The organism is Kitasatospora sp. NPDC093550 (genome assembly GCF_044764985.1).
Lineage (GTDB): Bacteria > Actinomycetota > Actinomycetes > Streptomycetales > Streptomycetaceae > Kitasatospora.
Genome location: NZ_JBIWJF010000018.1, coordinates 92,675 through 108,445, shown reverse-complemented (window position 1 = coordinate 108,445; position 15,771 = coordinate 92,675). Strand labels below are relative to the sequence as shown.

General features: G+C 74.4%; 16 protein-coding genes. 8 read left to right on the top strand and 8 right to left on the bottom strand.

The features are described 5' to 3' along the window. Positions 1-101: 101 nt before the first annotated feature. From ACIRD3_RS27050 to ACIRD3_RS27035, 4 genes are all read right to left on the bottom strand, one after another. Positions 102-1,103: a T3SS effector HopA1 family protein gene (locus tag ACIRD3_RS27050; protein WP_402221525.1), complete on the bottom strand. Its 1,002-nt coding sequence runs from the start codon at positions 1,101-1,103 to the stop codon at positions 102-104. Beyond that, complete coding sequence (gene lxmK, locus ACIRD3_RS27045) at positions 1,100-2,149, bottom strand: class V lanthionine synthetase subunit LxmK (protein WP_402221522.1); 1,050 nt, start codon at positions 2,147-2,149, stop codon at positions 1,100-1,102. The genes ACIRD3_RS27050 and lxmK overlap by 4 nt, the downstream gene beginning before the upstream one ends. A 502-nt stretch (positions 2,150-2,651) precedes the next feature. Further along, positions 2,652-3,329, bottom strand: coding sequence for a response regulator (locus ACIRD3_RS27040; RefSeq protein WP_402221519.1), 678 nt, complete (start codon positions 3,327-3,329; stop codon positions 2,652-2,654). After that, a complete protein-coding gene (locus ACIRD3_RS27035) occupies positions 3,326-4,045 on the bottom strand; it encodes a DedA family protein (protein ID WP_402221517.1) in 720 nt (239 codons plus the stop codon). The genes ACIRD3_RS27040 and ACIRD3_RS27035 overlap by 4 nt, the downstream gene beginning before the upstream one ends. Before the next feature lie 582 nt (positions 4,046-4,627). Between ACIRD3_RS27035 and ACIRD3_RS27030 the strand changes: the two genes are divergently transcribed. Then, positions 4,628-5,098: a hypothetical protein gene (locus ACIRD3_RS27030; RefSeq protein WP_402221515.1), complete on the top strand. Its 471-nt coding sequence runs from the start codon at positions 4,628-4,630 to the stop codon at positions 5,096-5,098. Beyond that, the gene (locus ACIRD3_RS27025) at positions 5,095-5,397 is read left to right on the top strand and encodes a transcriptional regulator (RefSeq protein ID WP_402221514.1); all 303 of its coding nucleotides are present in this window, start codon (positions 5,095-5,097) and stop codon (positions 5,395-5,397) included. The genes ACIRD3_RS27030 and ACIRD3_RS27025 overlap by 4 nt, the downstream gene beginning before the upstream one ends. Before the next feature lie 160 nt (positions 5,398-5,557). Here ACIRD3_RS27025 and ACIRD3_RS27020 read toward each other — a convergent pair whose 3' ends face one another. The 3 genes from ACIRD3_RS27020 to ACIRD3_RS27010 all read right to left on the bottom strand — a co-directional run bounded on the left by ACIRD3_RS27020 (position 5,558) and on the right by ACIRD3_RS27010 (position 8,564). Further along, complete coding sequence (locus ACIRD3_RS27020; RefSeq protein WP_402221513.1) at positions 5,558-6,379, bottom strand: integrase; 822 nt, start codon at positions 6,377-6,379, stop codon at positions 5,558-5,560. Between the two features lie 610 nt (positions 6,380-6,989). Next, positions 6,990-8,312 carry an amidase gene (locus ACIRD3_RS27015; RefSeq protein WP_402221511.1) on the bottom strand — a complete coding sequence of 441 codons (1,323 nt, stop codon included), beginning with the start codon at positions 8,310-8,312 and terminating at the stop codon, positions 6,990-6,992. A gap of 21 nt (positions 8,313-8,333) precedes the next feature. Beyond that, entirely contained in the window at positions 8,334-8,564 is a 231-nt protein-coding gene (locus tag ACIRD3_RS27010) for a hypothetical protein (RefSeq protein ID WP_402221508.1), read from the bottom strand. A gap of 218 nt (positions 8,565-8,782) precedes the next feature. Here ACIRD3_RS27010 and ACIRD3_RS27005 point away from each other — a divergent pair, with 218 nt between their 5' ends. Next, on the top strand, positions 8,783-9,676 hold the full coding sequence (locus tag ACIRD3_RS27005; RefSeq protein WP_402221506.1) for an LAETG motif-containing sortase-dependent surface protein: 894 nt from the start codon (positions 8,783-8,785) through the stop codon (positions 9,674-9,676). A gap of 70 nt (positions 9,677-9,746) precedes the next feature. Here ACIRD3_RS27005 and ACIRD3_RS27000 read toward each other — a convergent pair whose 3' ends face one another. After that, positions 9,747-10,382, bottom strand: coding sequence for an ATP-binding protein (locus tag ACIRD3_RS27000; RefSeq protein ID WP_402221503.1), 636 nt, complete (start codon positions 10,380-10,382; stop codon positions 9,747-9,749). A 230-nt stretch (positions 10,383-10,612) separates the two neighbouring features. On the opposite strand from ACIRD3_RS27000, the gene ACIRD3_RS26995 reads away from it, so the two are divergent. From ACIRD3_RS26995 to ACIRD3_RS26975, 5 genes are all read left to right on the top strand, one after another. Beyond that, on the top strand, positions 10,613-11,437 hold the full coding sequence (locus ACIRD3_RS26995) for a hypothetical protein (protein ID WP_402221500.1): 825 nt from the start codon (positions 10,613-10,615) through the stop codon (positions 11,435-11,437). Between the two features lie 202 nt (positions 11,438-11,639). After that, positions 11,640-12,404 (top strand): YcnI family protein, encoded by a 765-nt coding sequence (locus tag ACIRD3_RS26990; protein ID WP_402221497.1) that lies wholly within the window; start codon positions 11,640-11,642, stop codon positions 12,402-12,404. Between the two features lie 88 nt (positions 12,405-12,492). After that, positions 12,493-13,170: an SCO family protein gene (locus ACIRD3_RS26985; RefSeq protein WP_402221494.1), complete on the top strand. Its 678-nt coding sequence runs from the start codon at positions 12,493-12,495 to the stop codon at positions 13,168-13,170. Beyond that, positions 13,167-13,682: a copper chaperone PCu(A)C gene (locus tag ACIRD3_RS26980; protein WP_402221491.1), complete on the top strand. Its 516-nt coding sequence runs from the start codon at positions 13,167-13,169 to the stop codon at positions 13,680-13,682. The genes ACIRD3_RS26985 and ACIRD3_RS26980 overlap by 4 nt, the downstream gene beginning before the upstream one ends. A 13-nt stretch (positions 13,683-13,695) precedes the next feature. Next, a complete protein-coding gene (locus tag ACIRD3_RS26975) occupies positions 13,696-15,759 on the top strand; it encodes a FixH family protein (protein ID WP_402221485.1) in 2,064 nt (687 codons plus the stop codon). The last annotated feature ends 12 nt before the right edge of the window (positions 15,760-15,771 follow it).

The window sequence follows — 15,771 nt, the reverse complement described above, 5'->3', positions numbered from 1 at the left end:
ACCGCGCTCTTGTTCTCCATGACTGACCCTCCATCGGATCCGAGCTGAAACCAGAGGACGCGGACACGTCCCCTGGAACCCACCTCGGCTCCGGCGTCGGCTCAGCCCTGGAGCGCCCCGGCCGCACGGGGGCCGGAGACGTCGAGGGAATCGAGGTTGCGGTAGGGGTCCGCCGGGTCCACGTTGGCGGCGACCAGGTGGCCGTGCAGCACCCGGACGAAGGTGTCGGGCGCGTCCGCGGTGTCCACCAGGGCCTTGGCGAGCACGCTGGCCCGGTGCTGGCCGAAGCTCAGCCCGTCCATCCCCGGAGCGGGGTCGCGCGGCTCCCAGGCCGTCGACACGCCGGGGCGGATCCGACGGGTGAACACCGAGGTGTCCGATCCGAGTCCGGGCAGCTCCCCGACGGCCTCCGCGAGTCCGTGCACGGCCTCGCGGTCCTGCTGGTCCAGGTAGACCACCAGGGCGTCCCGTCGCGGGTACAGCAGCTTGGAGGAGACGATCTTCGACCGGTAGGTCACCCCGTTCGCCTCCAGGTGGGTCAGCGCGGCGTGCCAGACCGGACGCGCCGCCCGCCAGGACTCGATGTGGACGTAGACCCGCAACACCTCGCGCGAACGGTGCGGGCGCGTCCCCTCGACCATGAAGAACCCGGGGGACAGCGCCGGCCGCAGCGAGGTGTTCAGCACGCCCACCACCGCACCGGCCGTCACCGCACCGGTCGTCACCGCACCGGCCGCCGACTCGCCGTCGACGACGACCCGTTCGGCCGGGATCCGGACGATCACCCCGCCGAACTCCACCCGGTGGGTGTCCTCCCCGACCTCCCGCAGCACGCCGCGCAGCGTGGTCTCCCGGTGCGGTACGGCCTTGGCGAGCTCCGCCTCGAACTCCGGGTCCCGGAGCCGGAACGGGAGCGAACCGCCCTCCACGTCGAGGCCCGCGTGCAGCTCGTGGTAGAGCGCGTCCGACAGGAGCCGGCGCAGCTCCCTGGGGGTCTCCGCCTCCAGTCGCCGCTTCCCCACGGTGGCGCCGGTGCGGTCCGGCAGCACGCTGACGCGCTCGGCGGCCGCGAGCAGCGCGGGGGAGACAGGGGTGTCGCTCATGGCGTGTCCTCGAATCCGAGCAGGGCGGCGAAACGGTGCGGGGTGATCAGGGCGCCGCGGCCGACTCCGGCGGCGGCCCGCTCGATGCCGGACAGCCGCTGGCTCTGCGCCGCGCCGGCGATCAGGCGGTCCAGCAGGTGCCAACCGGCGAAGGCGGTGGCGCGCACGGCGAACCCGGGGTCGGGCTCGGCGCGGGTCCGGTATCCGCGCCAGAATTGGTGCACCAGCGGCAGCAACCGCTCCATCTTCTCGGCGCCGCGGGCCAGGATCTGTTCGTGGGTCAGCTCGGTGTCGGGGAAAGGGATGTCGCCGTCCCCCCGGTTGGTGACGATGTCGAGGACCGAGCGGTAGAGCCACTCCCCGGCGAACGCGCCCACGTCCCGGGCCGGATCCGCGAGGCGGAACTCCTCCCAGTCCGCGATGACCGGGAGGTCGCCCTCCTTGATCAGCAGCTGGTCCACCCGGAAGTCGGTGTGCGAGGGGACGCGCGGCGCCTCCTTCTCCCACCGCCGCAGGTTCTCCAGCGCCTCCCGCAGCGCCTCGTCCCGCTGCATGAGCCGCCACGCCTCCAGTTCGGCGAAGCTCAGCTCGTTGAACATGGCCAGTGGCAGACCGCGCAGCAGCGCCGGCTCCGGCATGACGGGCTCGGTGGCGTCGACGTCGCCCACCGGGGCGGCGGAGTGCAGGACCCCGATCTTCTGCCCCACCAGGAAGGCCAGTTCACCGTCGAAGTCCTCGTCGACCATCAGCTCGGCGCCGGTCCTGGCCGCGATGTGCTCGAAGACCACCAGCCCGGCCGTCCCGTCCAGCCCGAGCAGCACCGGCACGTGCGCGGCCAGCTCGTCCACCGTCGTGACGAAGGACTCGAAGGACTGGATGCGCGTCATCCGCTCCCGCACGTCGGCCTCCCCGCCGACCAGCCGCTTGACGAAGACCCGCCGGCCGCTCGCGGTGTCCCCGGACCAGGCGTGGTTGCGGCCGACCGGAGCGGTGACGGAATCCCGGACGAAAGCGCCGACGCCGAGTTCCTCCAGCAGGGCGTCCACCTCCGGGAAAGCGTCCAGATCGGCCGGCCGGAATGCCGGCCGGGAATTCCCGTCCGCCTTTTCCGGCGACCCGGCCGGATGTTCCTCGACGCTCCTCGCGCCGGAACCTGCCCGTGTGGTTCCCGGCACGGCCACCCCCATTCCTCGCTGCCCGATCGGAACTCGTGTCCCTTGAACCGAGGAAAATCCTCGCGCGGTCGGCGGACCGCCGAAAGCCGCCGATCGTCGGTGGCTGCCAGCCGACCGGCTGCCGTTCCCCCGCATCCGCCGCCGATCGGCTGACCGGCCGCCGCCCGACACGGAGAAGCCGGTACCGGTCGGCGGGAACGGGAAAGCGGGTTCCGGGTGGCGGCAGCCATCCGGAACCCGCTATGGTGTTTCGGGACGAGTCTCCGGGACGGTGCCCGAAAAAGGCCCCCGGGCGGAATCCGTCAAGAACCCGTCGGGAATCCATCGGAAATCCGTCGGGAATCCCCGGGGAATCGGGCCGGGACCGGCCGGTTCAGGCGGCCCTGGTCGGCAGCGGGGCGCAACCGGCCTGCCAGGCCCGGTGGGCGATCACCGCCGCCTGGACGCGGTTGGCCACGCCGAGCTTGGCGAGGATGTCGCTGACGCAGTCCTTCACCGTCCCCGTGCCGATCACCAGCCGGCGTCCGATGTCGGCGTTGGACAGCCCCTCGGCCACCATGGCGAGCACCTCCTGCTCCCGCACGCTCAGCAGGGAGGTCAGCCGTCTGGCCGCCAGCGTGGCGTCGGCGTGCCGGACGTCGTCCGCCACCTCCGACAGCAGCCGGGAGGCGGCCATGGTGGACAGCACGGTGCTGCCGACCGCCAGGGCCCGTACCGAGGCCAGCAGCTGGTCCGGGCCGGTGTCCCTCAGCAGGAAGCCCGCGGCCCCCATCCGCAGCGCCGTGAGCACGCCTTCGTCCATGACGGGCGGCGCCAGCACGGCGACCCGGGGCGATCCGGGCAGGTCCAGCAAGGCCTTCAGGATGCCGAAGCCGTCGGCGTCACTCACCTGCATGTCCAGCAGGACCACGTCCGGCCGGCACCGCCTGGCCTCGGCGACCGCTTCGGCGCCGCCCGCGACCCGGGCCTTGAGGTCCTCCGCGGACTCGATGATCATCTGGAGGCCGGCCCGCAGCAGGGGTTGGTCGTCGACGATGAGGGTGAGGGTCACGATCGGTTCCTGCCTGCTCGAATGCTCATCGCCAGCTGCGCCAGGAAGAGCCCGGCGATGACGGTCAGTGAAATCCAGACGGCGTGGTCGGTGATCGTCTCGGCGAGCTCCACGGCGGGTTGGCCGATCGTGTAGCCGAGGGTGGTGAAGAGCCCTGCCCAGGCGGCCACGCCGATCAGGTCGAGCAGGAGGAAGAGCGGCAGGCCCATGCCGACCCAGCCGGCCGAGGCGAAGGCGAGCGTGGCCGGGATCAGGGGCAGCGGGGAGAGCACGACGGCTCCGGCGATGATCCGCCGGCTCGCCGGCCTCTCCCGCGCCAGGATGCTGCGGGGGCGCCGGACGGCACCCTCCGGCGGGGTCCCCGCGAGGAGCCGCACCACGTTCCCGCCCCACAGCCGCCCGGCGAGCCAGAACACCCAGACGAACTTCATCTTCCCCAGGACACCCGCGATCAGGGCGGTCACGACCGAGGCCTCGCCGACGCGGGCGAACGCCCCGGCGACGGTCATCGAACTCGGCGTCCCGCTCAGCGCCGCCAGCAGCACCGGGTCCGTGCCGATCAGCCAGGGCTTGAGCGGCCACATCGCGAACGAGTAGGCGAACACCAGCCACAGCGCGTACCAGCAGAACAGGTCCCTCGGCGCCGGGGCGCCGCCCCAGGGCAGCCACGGTTTGTCGAGCGGCCGCTTTCTGCTTTTCTGATCGCTTTCGGACATGGTGGTCAAGAGGGACCTCCAGTGCGTTCTGTAGGTACCCGGAAGCCGCCCAGGGGAAATATCGACGGACTTCCGCGAGCAGGAAATATCCCGGAATCAGAGCCGTGCATCTCATGAAACGACAGCGGTCATGTCCGACCGCACTACGGACTATGCGGAATCCACACGCACGGACCGGTCGGGGAGCACGGAATCCGCCCTCCGACGCCGCGGACCGGGATCGACACCGGTCGGCCGGGCGGGCCACAGAAGCTCACTGTCGACAACAAAAAACCTGCGCATGAAGACCCCCCGTCCTGCGCAAATTCCCGATTGGGCCAGAACCGCCGATGCCGGACATCGGCGCGATGATCGTCTCATAGGCGAAGCAGGGGTTCAACCTTTACCTGCACGTTACAGACCCGCCGATCGGCTGGAGTTCGCAGCCGATCGGCTGGACCTTTGCCGTCCTCCGGCGGGGGCCACCCGGGCCGTGGCCCGTCGGGGCACCGCGGGCGGCCTCGCCGGGGTCCGGCGACACCCGGCGGGGCTGCCGCCGAACCACTTGCCAAGTCGGACAGTAGTATGCCTATGGTTTCCATCATGGAAAGCACTTCGCGCAACTCCGGTCCGTCCCAGCCCGATTCCGCCCGTGCCGCCCTGGACGCCGTCGCCGACGCCCGGGCGCTGGTGGCCGACCGGGTCCGCACCCCGTGGTGGTACCACCTCGGGCTGGGCGCGGCGCTCGCCGCCTGGTTCGTCTCGATGAGCCTGCGGGCCGCCACCTGGGGGACCCCCGCCTTCGTCCTCGTGGTGCTGGGCCTCGCCTGGGCGCTCCGGGAGTCGACCGGGGTCTCCTTCGCCGCCCTCACCGCCACCCCCGCGACCCGCAGGCTGTACGCCGGCTACCTGCTCGCCCTCGTCGTCCTGGCCGCGGCCGGCATGTCCCTGGAGTGGGGAGCGGACGTCCGGTGGGCCATCGCCGCCGCGGGCCTGGTGATCGGAGCGCTCACCGTCGCCGTGGGGTACCGGGCCGACGCCGCGGCCCGCCGGGACATCCGGGCCGGGCGATGACGGGGCCGGTCTTCGACGAGCTGATCCACGCACCCAACCGGCTGCAGATCTGCAGCATGCTCGCCGCCGTCGACGCGCTGGAGTTCTCGGTCGTCCGCCAGGCCCTCGACGTCAGCGACTCCGTACTGAGCAAGCACGTGAAGGCCCTCCAGGCCGCCGAGTACGTCAGCGTCACCAAGGTCCGGGGCGCCTCCTACCCCCGCACCTGGCTCGCGTTGACCCCCCGCGGCCGCAAGGCCTTCGACGGGCACATCGCCGAACTCCGCCGCCTGCTGGACCTCGCCCAGGGCAGCGGCTGACCTTCGGCCGCCCCCTGCCCTGGCGGTCCGGCGTCGACGCCCTCGCGTACGGCCTGGCCGGCCGGGGCTCCGCCGGGGCGGAGCGCCGCCCGGGGCGGTCGCAGGACCCCCCTGCGACCGCCCCGCCGTGCTGCCGCCCCGCCGTCCGTCCGCTCCCGCGCTACAGCAGCGCGTACACGGCCGAGGCGTCGTCATGCGTCTTGCCGCGCGGCCAGCGCTCGCAGGCGGCGTCCGCCCGCTCCACCGCGCGGACCTGCGCGATCAGCTCGCCCGGGCCCGACTCCGCGAGCAGCCGCAGCGCGTCGCCCCAACTGCCCAGCCCGAAGCGCTCGGTGAAGCGCGAGGCGCCGTCGGTGAGGGCGGCCAGCGCGTGCAGCCGGTCGAGCCGGACGAAACCGGTCTCGGCGTGCTCGGCCGCGCGCGGGCTGGCCGCCGCGATCCACGGGCCGTTGCCCCGGTTGCGGGCGGCGCGGACGGCCAGCGCGTACTCCAGGTGCAGCGCCGCCCGCTCGGCCGAGCCGGGGACGGTCGACCAGATCTGGCGGCGCAGCCCCTCCCCGCCGGGGAAGCGCTGGTTGTCCCCGATCACCTTCGGCGGGCCGTCCTTGAACTCCAGCACCAGCAAGGAGTCGCCCAGCACCAGGTACTCCAGCGCCTCACCGTGCCGCCGGGCGGCGACCACCATCGCGGCGGGCGTGTTGGGATGGGCCAGGTCACAGCGGCCGCCGTGCAGCGCGGCCGTCTCCACGATGGCGTCGGAAAGGCACTCGGCGATCGAGCGGTCCGCCCGGTCGGTGAGCCGGGCGAGCAGGTGCACGCCCATGCGGCGCACGTACCAAGCCGTTCCGTGCCGGCACCCGGAGTCCAGGCCGGCCGGCGAACTCGCGCCGTCCAGCAGGACCAGCGCTTCCGGCGAGGCCGCCGCGAAGTCCTCGCTCTCGCGGTCGGGCCGCCGCGCTTCCCCTGCGAGCTGTAGCTGCATCCCGACAGTGTGGACGTCGCCCCCGGCCCGCGCCCAGACCCCTGCGCCGGTGCGAGGCGGGCCGGTGCCCGACGCCCGGTGGCAGCCGGGGCGATTCGGCCATACCGTCGGACAGTGACCGGACAATTCGGCCAATCGGGGCGGGACAGGTTTCGGATCACCTTCGGGTGGCCGGGCGGCCTGCGACTGACGAGGAGCGGAAGATGTTCTGGCAATTCATCGTGGTGACGGCCGCCTCGCTCGGCTTCCCGACCGCCGCGCTGCTGTTCCTGATCGGCGGCCCGCGCTTCCCCGACGAGCAGCGCGACCGGAGCTGAGCCGCTTCCGGGCCGGGTCGCGGCCGAGCGGCGCCAGGACGCGCGCGGACCGGTCCGCACCGGCGCCGGGCGGCAGACCCGGACGGACGGCCCTCCCGGCGCCCGGGCCTCCGGGGTGTCCGGGACGGCCTCGGTCGGTCCGCGCACGGGGCCACGGGTCCAGCCGGTCCGGCCGGACGGCGTCCACCTCCTCGGCCGCCGACTCCAGTGATCGTGTGTGCGGTTCGATGAGGTCCATCCGACCGACACCACTCGTCCGACCGCGAATTCCGTTCCCGCGGCGGGGAATTCGATCACCCCTGCCCTGACCGCCCCCCGGTCAGCACGCGTTCCAGCAGCGCCGCCTGGGCCAGCAGGCGCTCGTCGCCGCCCACCGCGCCGACCACCTGGAGCCCCAGCGGCAGCCCCTCCGGGGTGTGCCCGGCGGGCAGGCTCACCGCCGGCCGCCCGAGGAAGCTCCACGGCAGCGACATCGCACCGTCCCCGGTGCCGTGCAGGCCCTCCGGCGCCCCACCGGTCGCCGAGGGCGCGAGCCAGAGGTCCACCCCGGCCGCCGCCCCGGTCCGGTCCACCCGCTCGCGCAGCCGCTCCCGGAACCTCAGCGCCGACGCCCGGTCCTCCGGCACCACGCCCTGGCCGACCCGGATGCTCGCCACCGTCTCCGGCCGGTAGAGGCCGCCGAACCGGGCGAACCAGTCGGCATGGCTGCGGGCCGTCTCGAACCGGTTGATCGCCTGCAACCGCCGCCCGATCTCGTCGAGATCGGGGAACAGCTCGACCCGGCGCACCGTCAGCCCGGCCCGCGCCAGCCGTTCCAACTGCTCCTCGAAGGCCCGCAGCGCGCCCGGCTCGACCCGCTCCAGGTACGTCCCGTCCGGCACCCCGAGCACCGGCCCGGGGCCCGGCTCCGCGGGCCGCCAGCCGTCGCAGAGCAGCGGGGCCGCCAGCGCGACGCCCGCCAGGTCCGCGGTGAACAACCCGAGGGTGTCGAAGCTCGGCGCGTTCGGGATCACCCCGTCGAACGGGATCCGCCCGTACGTCGGCCGGAAACCCACCACCCCGCAGTACGCGGCCGGGCGGATCACCGAGCCGACCGTCTGGGTGCCGAGCGCGAGCGGCACCAGGCCCGCCGCGACCGCCGCCGCCGAACCGCTGCTGGAGCCGCCCGGGGTGTGCCCCGGGTGGTGCGGGTTGCGGGTCGGGCCCGGGGCGGTCCCGGCGAACTCGGCGGTCACCGTCTTGCCCGCGACCATCGCCCCCGCGGCCCGCAGCCGGTCCACCACCGCGGCCTGCGGCCCGGCCAGCACCCCGGGCGGCAGCGCCGAACCGCCGTGCGTGGGCAGCCCGTCCACGTGCACGACGTCCTTGACCCCCACCGCCACCCCGTACAGCGGCGGCCGCCCGCCCGGCTCCGGGTACCGCGCGGCCAACTCCCTTGCCCGCGCCCGCAGTCGGCCGTGCCGCCCGGGCTCCGGCACGAACGCGTGGAGCAGCGGGTCCACCCGCTCGACGAGCGCGCAGAACCGGTCGACGTACTCCGGCAGACCGGGATCCCCGGCCCGCAGCCCGGCGGCCTCACGGGTCAACGACAGCGGCCGGATCAGGGGTTCCTCCATGCCGCGCACCGTAGCCCGGTCTTACGGGTGCTCGGCCGCCAGGTACGGCGCCTCGCGCAGGAAGTACGCCCCACAGGTGTGGCAGCACAGCTCCGGGGTCTTGCCCCAGTCCACCGCCGACCGCACCGGCGCCTGCGGGTCGAGCTCCCGCCCGCACATCGCGACGCTCTCCTCACCCCGGACCACGTGCCACAGCCGCACCCCCTCGGCCTCACCGCCGGCGCCGTACTCGGCTCGCATCTGGTGCATCATGCCCCCCATCGTCCGACCCCCTCCCACCCCCGGCAACCGGAGCCGCCCCACCCCGCGCGGCCACCGCTGCGCCCCCGAACGGACCGGGCGCCCCGGGGCGGGATCCGGCCACCGGGGCCAGGTAGGGTACGCGGGCGCGACCGGCCCCGACGGCCTCGCCGAAGGGCCAATCCGCCCGATTTCAGCCATCTTTCATCCTTACGTGGGGGACTCTCACCGTGCGCACTTCCCGCCTCCTGGCCGCGTCCACCCTGGTGGCGCTCTCGCTCGGCGCCACGGTCGGCGCCGCCACCGCCGGCGCCGTCAGCGTCACCCCGACCCCGACGGCCACCGCGACCCCGACGGCCACCCCGTCGGCCACGGCCTCCCCGAGCGCCACCGCGACCACCCCGGCCCCGACGGCAAAGCCGACCATGCCGGTGCCGACGCCGACCGTCGACAACCGCTGCCACGGCGGCGTCTACCCGAGCTCCCTGCTCAAGGTCACCGGTACCGGCCTGTACGGCACCACGCTCATCAAGGGCGGCCCGGCTGCTGAAGTCACCGTGACTTTCGAGAACAACAGCGGCGTCGACCTGCTCGACGTACAGAACTCGCTCTACGTCACCGACGAGTTCGGCGGCGCACGCCCCGTCGACTGGAAGCCCGACTTCTTCGACGTCCAGCTGAACACCGGAAGCGGCTGGAAGCCCGCGCAGCTCGTCGACCGCGGCATCCGGGGCGCCGACCTCAAGCTGGCCAAGGGCGCGAAGACCACCCTCCAGATCCGGATAGCCGCCACTGCCAAGGCCCCGGTCGGAAAGTACGGCGCCAACTACGACGCCGGTTCGGAAGCCTTCGACAACGACAAGATCCCCACGCCGGCCAACAACAAGCCGCAGGCCTGCACGCAGTTCTATGGCGAATACACCGGCGAGTTCCACGTCGCCGAGGCCGGCGCCACCGCCCCGGTCGCGACCGCCGCCCCGTCGCCATCCGGCGGCCCGCACCTGGCCGAGACCGGTGCGAGCTCGAACACCCTCCCGATCGCCCTCGGCGGCGCGGCCGTGCTGGCCGTCGGCGCGGGCACCCTGGTGGCTCTCCGGCGCCGCAAGTCGGCCGCCGGGAACTGACCCCGCCGGATCGGCTCCGAGGGGCGCGGACCGATGGTCCGCGCCCCTCGGGCGTTCTCGGGGCCGCTGCTCAGGAGGCCGCGCGCAACAGCGCGTCGTCCTGCCACTTCAGGATCTTGTCGAAGCTCACGATCGCCCCCCGGAGGGGGTGGTTGCGGAGCTGGACGTGGTCCGTGAGGGCGTGGATGAGGAAGAGGCCGCGGCCGGATTCGGCGGTGAGGTCGGGGAGGGTGTCGAGGTCGACCGGGCGGAGGGTGGGGGCCGGGGGGCGGCAGGGGAGGACGTGGGTGTCGTACGGGTGGCCGTCGCGGCGGGGGCGGTGCGCGGTGAGGACGCGGGCCGGGACGGTGGCGCGGCCGCGGCGGGTGCGGCGGGGCCCGCGGCCGGTGGCGGCGGGGCGGGCCGGGGCGGCGGCCGGGCGGCGGACCGACGGGGCGGCGGGGGCGGACAGGCCGGGGCCGGAGTCGGTGACCTCGATCCGCAGCCGGTCGCCGCTGATCGAGGCGGTGACCTGGAAGGCGTCGTCGGGCCGGCCGGTGGCGCCGTGCTCGACCGCGTTGGCGCAGGCCTCGCTGAGGGCGACGCCGAGGTCGTCGGCGATCTGCGGGTCGACGCCCGCGGTCGCCATGGCACCGAGCAGGATGCGCCGGGCCAGCGGAACGCTGGCCGGGTCGCGCTTGAGGTGCAGAGTCCACCAGATGTCCACGGGAGGTCCCTCCTGGCTGCGGCTCCACATACAACTAGGTATCTCCGGGCGATTCGGCGGTGAACCGTGCCCGGGGGCCGCTACCGCCCGTTCGGCGGATGGACTGGGGAACGGGGTCTGTGCCGGGCGGCGCACGTCGGGGCCCGCACGCCGCCGCCGAAAGGGGCATTCGTAGGGATTTCCCACCCTGCCCGTGTCGGCGTCGTACGCAATGAGAGGATGGCCCGGCCATGACTGCCCTCGCCGCCGCCCCGTTCCCGGGCGCCCCAGGACCGGCCCAGCCGGTGCGGGCCGCCGCCTGGGACCTGCGGCTTGCCCGGGCCGTCCCGTTCGCGCTGGTCTGCACGCTGATCGCGGCCGCCGGGCACGCCCTGGCCGGTGGCGGGAACGTGCCGCCGACCGCGCTGGCGGCGGGGTTCGTCGCGGTGCTGGCGCTCGCGGCGGTCTGCGGCGGACGGGAGCGTTCGCTGGCGGCCATCGCCGGGGCACTGGGCGCGGGGCAGCTCGGACTGCACTGCCTCTTCCACGGTCTCGGCGGCCACGGCGCCGGCTCCATGTCCGGCATGCGCCACGGCTCCGGTCCGCTGACCGTGCCGCAGGTGGCCGGCCGGCTGATCTGCAACGAGACCCATCCGGGCACGCTGGCCGGCCTGCCCGGCAGCCCGACCCCGGAGCAGCTCGTCTCCTCGGCCGGCCTGGACCCGCACGCGTTCGCCGCCGCGCCCTGGTGGCAGGGCGGCGTGTTCGGCATGTCGCCGACGATGCTGGCCGGGCACCTGGCCGCCGCGCTGGTGGCGGGCTGGTGGCTGCGGCGCGGTGAGGCCGCGCTGTGGCGGCTGCTGCGGGTGGCCGCGTCGGCGGCCCGGGAGCACTGGGCGGCGCCGCTGCGGTCGGCGTTCGCGCTGGTGGCCGCGCTGCTGCGCGGTCTGTTCGGCGTGGCCGGTCCGGTCCGCCGGTTCGGGGGCCGGGGCGGGGAGGGTCCGCTCCCGGTGGGTGCCGTGCTGCGGCACAGCGTGGTGCGGCGCGGGCCGCCGTCCGGGGTCCTCGCGTACTGATCCGCGCCTTCCGGCGGCCCGCGGGCCGTAGCGGGCGCGGGTGTGCGCAGCGTCCGGGCCGTTCTCCGACCACACCGGGGCCGGCCCCTGGTTCCGCCCCACACGTCCCCACCCGCGGCACCGCCGAGGCACTGCCGGGGCACGGCTCCGTCCGTCGCCCGCGCCCGGTCCGCCGCCGAGCTCCGATCGGAGACCCCGCATCATGCGTTCCCTTCCCACCCGCCGTCTCGCCGCCGTCGCCCTGACCGCCGCCGCCTCCGTGGTGGCGCTGGCCGGTCCGGCCTTCGCGCACGTCACCGTGAACCCGGGTGCGGCCGCCCAGGGCGGTTACACGGCCGTCGACTTCCGGGTGCCGAACGAGAGCGACACCGCGAGCACCGTGAAGCTGGAGGTCAACCTCCCGCTGGACCACCCGCTGGCCTCGGTCCGGACCCTGCCGCTGCCGGGCTGGACGGCCACGGTCGAGAAGTCGAAGCTCGACAAGCCGATCAAGGTGCACGGCAACGACGTCAACGAGGCCGTCTCCAAGATCACCTGGACCGCCGACGCCGGCACCAAGATCGCCCCCGGCCAGTTCCAGGAGTTCCGGGTCTCGCTCGGCCCCCTGCCGACCGACTCGGACAGCCTGGTCTTCAAGGCCCTGCAGACCTACGACAACGGCGACGTCGTCCGCTGGATCGACGAGTCCAAGGACGGCCAGCCCGAGCCGGCCAAGCCCGCGCCCGTCCTGAAGCTCACCAAGGCCGAGGCCGGTGACGGCCACGGCGACAGCCACGGCGCCACCGCCTCCCCGGCCGCCGGCGCGCACGGGGACAGCTCGGACCACGCCGCCGCCTCCGACGGCGGCGACAAGGCCAGTGACTCCACCGCCCGCACCCTCGGCGTGGTCGGCATCGTGGTCGGCGTGATCGGCACCGCCGTCGGCGTGCTCGGCCTGCGCCGCAAGAACGGCGGCTCCGCCTCCTGACCCCCACGCTGACGGGGCCGTGCCCCGCGCCGCACCCGCGCCCGGGTACGGCCCCGTCGGCGGTTCACCGCGCACGATCGGATCACGCATGTCCCGCACCGCCCGCACCGCCCGTACCGCCCGGCTCGCCGGGGCGGCCGCCCTCGCGCTGGCCGCCGCCCTGACGCTGTCCGCCTGCGGCTCCTCCGGCGGCGGCTCCTCCGCCGCGAAGGTCACCCAGCAGAAGGAGTCCACCCCGTACCAGGGCACCAAGCTGGCCAAGAACTTCGAGAAGCCGGACCTCCAGCTGACCGACACCTCGGGTCAGCCGTACGACCTGCGGCAGCAGACCAACGGCAAGGCCACCCTGCTGTTCTTCGGCTACACCAGCTGCCCGGACGTCTGCCCCACCACCATGGGCGACATCGGCGTGGCGATGAAGGCGCTCCCCGCGGAGGACCGGCAGAAGGTCAACGTGGTCTTCGTCTCCACCGACCCGCAGCGCGACACCCCCAAGGTGCTGCGCACCTGGCTGGACTCGATGGGCAGCGACTTCATAGGCCTGACCGGCGACCTGGCCAAGGTGAAGAGCGCCGCCAAGTCGCTCGGCATCATGATCGAGGACCCGGTGGTCAACGCGGACGGCACGGTCACCTCGACCCACGGCGCGCAGGTGCTGGCCTTCCTCCCCTCGGACGACAAGGCGCACGTGCTCTACATGAGCGGCACCGAGGAGAAGACCTACGAGCACGACCTGCCGCTGCTCGCCAAGGGGGTCGCGGCGTGATCGCCGTGACCGGGACCCGCTTCCGGCGCACGGCCCTCACCGGCGCGGTGCTGGCCACCGTCCTGGGCGGCGGCGCCATCCTGGCCGCCTGCGGGACGGGCGGCTCCGACGGCTCCGGCACCTCCGGCGCGGCCTCCGGCGGACCGGCCAGGCTCAGCGTCGCCGACCCCTACATCCCGCTGCCCCCGGCCGGCGGCATGGCGGCCGGCTACCTGACCGTCCGCAACGACGGCGGGCAGGACCAGTTGGTCAAGGTGACCAGCCCGGGCGCCGAGTCGGTCACCATGCACCGCTCGACCCCGTCGAGCATGGAACAGGTCGCCAGCCTGGACGTGCCCGCGCACGGCGCGCTGCAGTTCGCCCGCGGCGGCACCCACTTGATGATCATGGGCTGGCAGAAGGCCCCCGCCCTCGGCGACGAGCTGGAGCTCGACCTCACCTTCGCCAAGTCCGGCACCATCTCGGTCAAGGTGCCGGTCAAGGAGCTCACCTACCGCCCCGGCCAGAGTTAAGGGGACCGCCACCATGCAGTCGGTCGGCCTGGAGAAGGCCACGCACCGCCGGATCGCCGGGGTGCTCGGAGTGCTCGGCGCGCTGCTCGCGCTGATGCTCGCGGGCGCCGTACCGGCCTCCGCGCACGCCACCCTGGAATCCACCGACCCGCGGCAGAACTCGGTGGTCGCCACCGCCCCGCAGGCGGTGACGCTGACCTTCAGCGAGTCCGTCTCGCTGTCGGGCGACTCCGTGCGGGTGCTCGACCCGGCCGGCAAGGCCGTGGACACCGGCGACCCGGCGCACGCCGACGGCAAGGGCAACACCGCCCGGGTCGGGCTGAAGGGCGGGCTCGCGAACGGCACGTACACCGTCGCCTGGCGGGCCGTCTCGGACGACTCGCACCCCGTCGGCGGGGCGTTCACCTTCTCCATCGGCGCGCCCTCGGACACCTCGGTGTCGGCCACCGCGCTGCAGGGCGCCAAGGCCGACGGCCTGGTCGCCGCCCTCTACGGGACCGGGCGGACGGTCGCCTACGCGGCGTTCGCGCTGCTGGCCGGCGTCGCCGCCTTCCTGTTGATCTGCTGGCCGGCCGGCACCGCCAGGCGCCCGGTGCAGCGGCTGCTGATGACCGGCTGGACGGCGCTGCTGGTCTCCACCGTGGCGGTGCTGATGCTGCGCGGCCCGTACGAGCGCGGCTCGGGGATCGGGCAGGCCTTCGACCTGTCGCTGGTGCGCGCCACGCTGGACGAGCGGATCGGCACCGCACTGGCCGCCCGGCTGCTGCTGCTCGCGGCCGGCGGGGTGTTCCTGTCGCTGCTGGTCGGCCAGCTGGGGCAGCCGCCGCGACCGCTCCCGGCGCAGGCCCGGGCGGACGAGGACGCGGGCGGCACGGGAACCTCGGGTGCCGAGGGCGTCGAGGGAGCCGAGGCAGAGGACGCCGAGGACGCCGAACTGCGCGCGCTGGAGCAGCGGGCCGCCGAACGGCCGCAGCGCGAGGCCCGGCTCGGACTCGGCGTGGCCGGGCTGGTGCTGGCGGTCGCGCTCTCGGCGACCTGGGTCGGCGCCGACCACGCCTCGGTGGGCATCCAGGTCTGGCTGGCGCTGCCGCTCGGCATCCTGCACCTGATCGCGATGGCGCTGTGGCTGGGCGGGCTGGCCGCGCTGCTGGTCGCGCTGCGCGAGGGCGTCGGAGCCGAGGTGGCGGACCGCTTCTCCAGGATCGCCTTCGGCTCGGTCGCCGTGCTGGCCGTGACCGGGATCTACCAGTCCTGGCGGGGCCTGGGCAGCTGGGGCGCGCTGACCGGCACCGAGTACGGGCGGCTGCTGCTGGTGAAGAGCGGCTGCGTGGTCGTGATGCTCGGTGTCGCCTGGATGTCCCGCTCCTGGCTGGCCCGGCTGCGGTCGGCCCCGGCCGAGGCGGCGGAGGTCGAACCGGCCGAGCTGCCGGAGCCGGTCGGTGCCACCGCCGCGCACAGCGAGGACCCGGTCCGCCGGGCCCAGCTGGCCCGCCAGCGGGCCGCCCGGGAGAACGCCGGGCGCGACCGCGGGCTGACCCCGACCCGGGCCGGACTGCGCCGCTCGGTGCTGGTCGAGACCCTGGTCGCGGTGGCGGTGCTGGTGGTCACCACGATGCTCACCAACTCCCCGCCCGGACGGGTGGCGAGCGAGGTCGCGGCCGGGGCCGGGGCCGGGAGCGCCGGCGCGCCGGTCGCCGGGGGCGGGGCCGCCGCCCCGCAGACCGAGCCCGGCCGCACCGTCGAGCTCAAGCTCCCGTACGACACCAAGGGCCGGACGCCGAACGCCAAGGGCACCGCGACCGTCACCCTCAACCCGGCCCGGACCGGCCCCAACGAGGTGAAGCTCGCGCTGGACGGCGCGGACGGGCAGCCGGTGGACGTCCCCGAGGTGCAGCTCGCCTTCACCCTGCCGGACCGCGACCTCGGCCCGCTGCCGGTCGCGCTCACCCCCGAGGGCACCGGCCGCTGGAGCGGTACGGCGCAACTGCCGCTGGCGGGCACCTGGGTGGTGTCGGTGCAGGTCCGCTCCTCCGACATCGACCAGACCACGCCGACCCAGCAGTTCAAGATCGGCTGACGGCGGTGGACG

Excerpts from the sequence above, each read along its gene's own strand:
- ACIRD3_RS27035 (WP_402221517.1), bottom strand. The coding sequence starts at position 4,045 with ATGTCCGAAAGCGATCAGAAAAGCAGAAAGCGGCCGCTCGACAAACCG.
- ACIRD3_RS26990 (WP_402221497.1), top strand. The coding sequence starts at position 11,640 with ATGCGTTCCCTTCCCACCCGCCGTCTCGCCGCCGTCGCCCTGACCGCC.
- ACIRD3_RS26975 (WP_402221485.1), top strand. The coding sequence starts at position 13,696 with ATGCAGTCGGTCGGCCTGGAGAAGGCCACGCACCGCCGGATCGCCGGG.
- ACIRD3_RS27020 (WP_402221513.1), bottom strand. The coding sequence starts at position 6,379 with ATGCAGCTACAGCTCGCAGGGGAAGCGCGGCGGCCCGACCGCGAGAGC.
- ACIRD3_RS27015 (WP_402221511.1), bottom strand. The coding sequence starts at position 8,312 with ATGGAGGAACCCCTGATCCGGCCGCTGTCGTTGACCCGTGAGGCCGCC.
- ACIRD3_RS27025 (WP_402221514.1), top strand. The coding sequence starts at position 5,095 with ATGACGGGGCCGGTCTTCGACGAGCTGATCCACGCACCCAACCGGCTG.
- ACIRD3_RS27030 (WP_402221515.1), top strand. The coding sequence starts at position 4,628 with ATGGAAAGCACTTCGCGCAACTCCGGTCCGTCCCAGCCCGATTCCGCC.
- ACIRD3_RS26985 (WP_402221494.1), top strand. The coding sequence starts at position 12,493 with ATGTCCCGCACCGCCCGCACCGCCCGTACCGCCCGGCTCGCCGGGGCG.
- ACIRD3_RS27050 (WP_402221525.1), bottom strand. The coding sequence starts at position 1,103 with ATGAGCGACACCCCTGTCTCCCCCGCGCTGCTCGCGGCCGCCGAGCGC.
- ACIRD3_RS26995 (WP_402221500.1), top strand. The coding sequence starts at position 10,613 with ATGACTGCCCTCGCCGCCGCCCCGTTCCCGGGCGCCCCAGGACCGGCC.
- ACIRD3_RS27010 (WP_402221508.1), bottom strand. The coding sequence starts at position 8,564 with ATGATGCACCAGATGCGAGCCGAGTACGGCGCCGGCGGTGAGGCCGAG.